A 5,753-nucleotide genomic window follows, 5' to 3' on the forward strand; every position below is an offset into this window, starting at 1 on the left:
CCTCTCGCCGGACTGGCGCTTGTTGCGGGCGTCTTCATCCACCAGCACCGCCATCCCGATCCCTGGCTCAATCCCAAGCTGTTGTTCGGCCGCCGCTACCTGGTCGGGCTAGGCTTCTACACCCTGTACTACTTCCTCAACGGACTGTGGGGATATGTAGTGCCCAGCACGCTGCAGTCCGGGCTGGGCTTCACGTTCCAGACCGCGGGCAAGGTCTTGACCATCACCGGGCTGATCGGTTTTGCGGGTCTTTGCGCCTTTACCTATGCGGGCACGAGGCTGAAGGGGCAGCGGCGCTACATCGCCCTGGGCTATTTCATGTTTGCCGGCGCGGCCTGGCTCCTGAGCCAGCGGATGATGCCGGGGGCATCCATGGCCGTCCTGCTGCCGGCCCTGACGCTGCAGAGCCTGACCACGCCCTTCATCCTGGCACTGGTGGCAGGCCTGACCTATGCGGACTTCAGCGTCGAGGATTTTGCGCACGCGTATCAGTTCAAGAACATCATGCGCCAGATCGCAACGGCCGGCGGCACCGGCGTAGCCAGCCTGTGGCTCCAGTACGGCGAGGCAATGGCGCGCACGCAACTGGTGGCCCGGATCACCCCGTTCGACCTGCCCGACGGCTTCGATGCCGCCACGCTGACACGCTGGTCGGCACTGATCGACCAACAAGCGCAGTTGATTGCGGTGAGCAATCTCTTCGCGCTGCTGGCCTTCGCCTGCGTGGGTGTGGCACTGGTTGCCGTGGCGCAGCGGGCGCTGCGGTAAATCACGCGAATACTACACAGTCATGGACGCACCGCGCTCCAAAATCCCCCAAAGCGGCGGGATTATGAGTCAGCAAAGGGACTCTACAATGCTGCAGCGCGGCGCAGATGCCACGCCAGCCAGCCGTACAGGACGCATGACCATGATGTATTACGTTCTCGGATTTTTACTCTTCGAAGCTTTGTGGTTCTTCCCATTCAGGAAGGTCTTCAAGGCCGCGCATTTTGGTGGGCTGTACGCCTACCTGGCGCTGATCCCGCTCATCGGCCCACTGCTCTGCATCTGGATCCTCGCGGCCCGCCCCTGGCCGCTCAAGACCAAGCTCGTGCGCACGTTCTCCCAGACCTGACACGCGCGAGTTGCCAATCCCGGGCCGGCATGCGCCTGGCGCCAGACAAATCGCCAGGCGAAGGTTTCAGAAGTCGTGCTCTTCCAGCAACACGGGGTTCAGCGAGCGGTCCGCGGACCATTTCGCCCATGCCGCCTCCTGGATACGGCCAAGATTCCGCTCGAAAATACCCAGGTGGCTGCCGATCTGGCCCTGGGCCAGCGCATCGAGTGCCGAACGCGACACAAAGCCACTGCCTGCCACGCCGTCCGCCACGATGGAGAAGCCGATGAGCTCGCCATCTTCGGACGGGGCTGGAGTGTGTATCTGGAAGGCAGTCGACATCATTTGCTCACTTTGAATCGGAGACAGGATCCTAGCATGGCCGGCCTGACGCAATAGCGCCAGGGGCCCGGCCCGGGCCACCCGCACATTCATGCACGCCGTCATGGGAAGGGTATCGCCCGATTCCATCATCGGCCCCTCCTCCATGAGTATCCTCCTTACGCATTGAAAAGAGCACTTATCTGCTCATCACCGTCAGGAGGCACAAGCATGGATCGTCGTCATTTCCTTACCGCCGCGGTAGCCGCCGCGGCTGTCGGCTCTGCCCCCGCGTTTGCCAATAGCTGGCCGAGTCGTCCGCTGCGCCTGGTCGTAGCCTATCCCGCCGGCGGCGGTACCGATGTGGTGGCGCGGTTGTTCGCCGACTTCCTTGGCAAGTCCCTCGGCCAGTCGGTGGTCGTGGAAAACAAGCCCGGCGGCGCAACCATTCCCGCGACGCTGGACGTGATTCGCGCCAAACCGGATGGCCACACGCTGCTAATGACGCTCGGCTCCTCGGCTACCTCCGGCGCGCATATCAACAAGGTGCCCTATGACCCCCTCACGGACCTGACGGCACTGGCCGAAGCGGCGCGCGCGCCGGTGCTGCTGGTGGCAACCAAGAATGCGCCCTTCTCCACGCTCGCCGAGATGATCGCGTATTCCAAGAGCGCCAAAGCGCCACTGCATTCGGCTTCCTACGGCCCGGGCACGTCGTCGCACTTTGGCCCGCTGCTGCTCAACAAGCTCGCCGGCAGCAGGCTGGAGCCGGTGTTGTATAAAGGCTCGGCGCCCGCCACGCAAGACCTCGTGGGCGGCGTGGTGCCAGTGATGATCGACGGGCTGACCACCGCGGTACCGCTGTACCAGTCCGGCAAGACCAAGGCTCTGGCCATCACCACGCCGGAACGCTCGGACATGGCGCCGGGTGTTCCCACGTTCCGCGAGCAGGGATTTCCGGGCATGGAGCAATTGAGCGGCTACTTCGCGTTGTTCGGTCCCAAGGCCATGCCACCGGATGTCGTCGCCGCGGTCTCGGTGGCCATCCAGAAAGTGCTGACTGATTCGGCCTATCACAAGCGGCTGTTCGCGGTCGGTGTATTGCCGCCGCAGTCCATTACGCCGCCGGCCTTCGCCGCCCAGGTCAAGGCAGACTATTTACGCTGGGGGGAATTCATCAAGGAGATCGGCTTTACCATCGACGCTTAAGCCGCGGTGCTGGCGCGTGCGCAACGCGCGCGCCGGTGGTGCCGTCGTCAGAGCCGCGCGGCAGCCGCCGTGACCCAAGCCGCGGTCTTATCCGGAATCGTGACCGGCAGCATGTGCCCGCCCGGCACGAGTTCCAGATCCAGCGCCGGCAGTTTGTCCTTCATCGCCTTGCCGTGCGCCTGCCAGTCAAGCACGGCGTCGGCGGTCCCATACAGGATGCTGATCGGCAGGGTCAGCGATGCGTAGCGCTGCGCCATGCCGGGGAGATCCTCCGCCACGCTGACCATATCGGACGACGCGGCGTAGAAACTGCCGGGCCGCAGGCCAAGCAGCCCGCCACCGGCAATCGCAAAATCCTTGGGCGGCTGATCGGGGCTGAAAACCAGATCGAGCATTGCCCGCCCGCGCAAGATGGACCTGGGTACCGCCCATGTCCACGCGATGGCGCGACGCAGCGTGGCGGACGAGATCGACAACGCGCGGAACATGGGCGGCACGCCCTCCACCGGATGGGTCAGCGGCGCGATCAGGGCGAGGCCGCCGACCGCGCCGGGATGATCGAGTGCAACGCCCAGGGCAACCGCGCCACCCAGGGAATGGCCAACCAGCAGGGGATTCTCCACGCCGAGCGCCCGGATGAACTTGGCCACGACCGCGCTTTGCGCGCTCAGGCGGGCCGACATCGCCGCTGGCCTGGTCGAGTACCCCGAACCCGGCCGGTCGACCAGGATGACGCGGAACCGGCTGGTCAGCCGCTCCAGCAAGGAGTGCGAGAAATTCCCGGTCTGCCCGCCCAACCCGTGAACCATGACAATGACGGGGCCCTGGCCCTTGTCGATGTAATGAAGCCGGGCACCATCGATCTCAATGAACTTGCCCTTGGGCGGCAGCGCCTTTTCCACCTTGTGCGCGATGAGTCCGGTAAATGCCACCAACCCAAGCAAAACAATCCCACCGATGGCAATGCAGGCAATCAATATGGCCATTGCGTCTATCCTTTCAACTGTTAACGGAATCGGCGGCCATGCCGGCAGCCACCGCCGGGCCGGGCCGCATGGCGTCCGCGCCGGCGCGGCCGAACGCCATCTCGCTGTCCACGACCCTGCCGAACTTCAGGGCCATCAGGTCGAACAGGTAGTTCTGGTGGACCTTCCAGGGCCGCCTGGAACCCTGCTTGGGCAAAATGTTGCTGGCGCGCCGGACATAGCCGGAACTCAGCGACAACGAAGACTCCTCACCGGCAGACGGATCCGTGCGGCGCGGTGCGCACCACGCATGGCCATGCGCGTCCATATGATTGAGCAGGCGGCACACGTAGGTCGACGACAATTCCGCCTTCAGGGTCCAGGAGGCGTTCACATAGCCCATGGCGACCGCCAGGTTCGGCATGTCACTGTACATCATGCCCTTGTACATAAAGGCCTGCGCCGGGTTCATCGGGGTTCCGTCCACCTCGATCTTCATCCCGCCCGCCACCTTCAGTTGGAGTCCGGTGGCCGTCACGATGACATCGGCATCGAGCCGCTCGCCTGAGCGCAACTGCCATCGCTCGACGGCCGTGCCACGATGTAGGTTGGCGAACGCTGCAGCATGGTCACATGGGCCGCGCGCTCCGCCATCGCCGGCAGCAGCGTGACGGCGGTCGCGCCGCTGCCAATTACGACCACGCGCTTGCCGTCATACGCCAAGTCAGACGGCCAGTGCTGCGGATGCACGATCTTGCCGCCGAAGCGCTCCATGCCAGGCCAGCCTGGCATATAGCCATCGGCGTAATCGTAGTAGCCACTGCACAGGTAAAGAAAGCTGCAGGTAAAACGGACCGGCGTGCCATGCGGACCGGCCGTTGCCTCGACTGTCCATCGCGCGGTCTCGGTCGACCACGACGCCTGCGTGGCGCAGTGGCCAAAGCGGATATGCCGCTCGATGCCGAATTCCCGGGCCGTACCGCGGATGTACGCCAGGATGGAGTCGCCATCGGCGATCGACTTTTCACTGCGCCAGGGGCGGAAACTGAAGCCGAGCGTATACATGTCCGAGTCCGAACGCACGCCGGGATAGCGAAAGAGGTCCCAGGTACCGCCGATCGCCTCGCGCCCTTCCAGGATGGCGAAGCTCTTGCCGGGGCAACTGGTTTGCAGGTGGTAACCAGCGCAAATACCGGAAAGCCCCGCCCCAACGATCAGCACATCGACGTGTTGCGCCGCGCCTTCATTTGCGGCGTGCCCCGCCTTCAACGCTTCGGCCGACGTGCCGGCATGGGCCTGGGAATGCGGATGTTCCGCGTTGCCTGATAGCATCGATAGTCTCCTGTTGACCAAACCGGGCCGGACGCTTGCCGCGCCGAATTATCAACGTGCATCCGTGTTGTCTTCAGACTAGACTAGGGTGTTCACCCTAATTAATCAACCGGGATTGCCAGATCTAGGGCTTACCCCTAAGACCCAGCGAAGCAAACATGCAGATGACGAAACATGACAGGATTGGCCGGCCATGACGGCGGAAGGTGCGCCGGCCCGGCGTCCCAAGACGCGCGAGCGCATTCTGGATGCCTGCCTGAGCCTGTTCAACGAGCGCGGCCCGGTCGTGGTCACCACTGCGGAAATCGCGTCGTCGGTTGGCATCCAGGAGGGCAACCTCTACTACCACTTCCACCGGAAGGAGCAAATTCTCGAGGCACTCTTCGACGATTTCGAGCGGGCGCTACGTGAGACCTCGGTAGCGGATCTGGCGCAGGGCGATGACCCCGGCCGTTTTGCAAGCTACCTGAGCGGCTGGTTCAGCCTGATGTGGGAGTGGCGCTTCTTTTATCGCGACGCGGCGTCCATCCGTGGCCTTGCACCGGCATTGCGATCACGCAGCGAATTGCTGGCCAACGATGGGCAGCATCATGTCCGGCGCGTGTTCGGCTGCATGGAATCCGCTGGACTGTTGCGTGCCACGCCCGAGCAACTTGACCAGTTGGTCGTCAACACCTGGATCGTGTCTACCTACTGGATCGACTATCTCCGGTCCCGTCATGGAATTGATTCCATCAAGCGGGAACACATCAGTTGGGGGGCGTCACAGGTGATGAGCTTGTTCTCGCCATATATGACGAAAACGGGGACGGCACTACTGAATATTC

Annotated in this window: 6 protein-coding genes and 1 pseudogene; 4 read left to right on the forward strand and 3 right to left on the reverse strand. The window is 63.5% G+C overall.

The genetic code is table 11. From position 1 onward, the window contains the following. Both AC1DKD_RS39645 and AC1DKD_RS39650 read left to right on the forward strand, forming a co-directional pair. Positions 1-768, forward strand: a 768-nt coding sequence (locus tag AC1DKD_RS39645; protein ID WP_477144599.1) for an MFS transporter, incomplete at its 5' end; no start/stop codon positions are given. Between the two features lie 88 nt (positions 769-856). Beyond that, a complete protein-coding gene (locus AC1DKD_RS39650) occupies positions 857-1,117 on the forward strand; it encodes a hypothetical protein (RefSeq protein WP_441634923.1) in 261 nt (86 codons plus the stop codon). Positions 1,118-1,183: 66 nt separating this feature from the next. On the opposite strand, the gene AC1DKD_RS39655 is transcribed toward AC1DKD_RS39650, so the two are convergent. Further along, positions 1,184-1,573, reverse strand: coding sequence for a hypothetical protein (locus tag AC1DKD_RS39655; protein ID WP_441634921.1), 390 nt, complete (start codon positions 1,571-1,573; stop codon positions 1,184-1,186). A 78-nt stretch (positions 1,574-1,651) separates the two neighbouring features. Here AC1DKD_RS39655 and AC1DKD_RS39660 point away from each other — a divergent pair, with 78 nt between their 5' ends. Then, positions 1,652-2,629 carry a tripartite tricarboxylate transporter substrate binding protein gene (locus AC1DKD_RS39660; protein WP_441634919.1) on the forward strand — a complete coding sequence of 326 codons (978 nt, stop codon included), beginning with the start codon at positions 1,652-1,654 and terminating at the stop codon, positions 2,627-2,629. 47 nt (positions 2,630-2,676) lie between these two features. On the opposite strand, the gene AC1DKD_RS39665 is transcribed toward AC1DKD_RS39660, so the two are convergent. Together AC1DKD_RS39665 and AC1DKD_RS39670 are read right to left on the reverse strand one after the other, a co-directional pair. Next, complete coding sequence (locus AC1DKD_RS39665) at positions 2,677-3,615, reverse strand: alpha/beta fold hydrolase (RefSeq protein WP_441634917.1); 939 nt, start codon at positions 3,613-3,615, stop codon at positions 2,677-2,679. A 13-nt stretch (positions 3,616-3,628) separates the two neighbouring features. Next, positions 3,629-4,926 (reverse strand): annotated as a pseudogene (locus tag AC1DKD_RS39670) (flavin-containing monooxygenase). 193 nt (positions 4,927-5,119) lie between these two features. Between AC1DKD_RS39670 and AC1DKD_RS39675 the strand changes: the two are divergent. Further along, positions 5,120-5,753 (forward strand): TetR/AcrR family transcriptional regulator (locus tag AC1DKD_RS39675; protein WP_477144600.1); only part of this gene is annotated, 634 nt, incomplete at its 3' end.

The organism is Cupriavidus sp. 05T313, assembly GCF_056396665.1.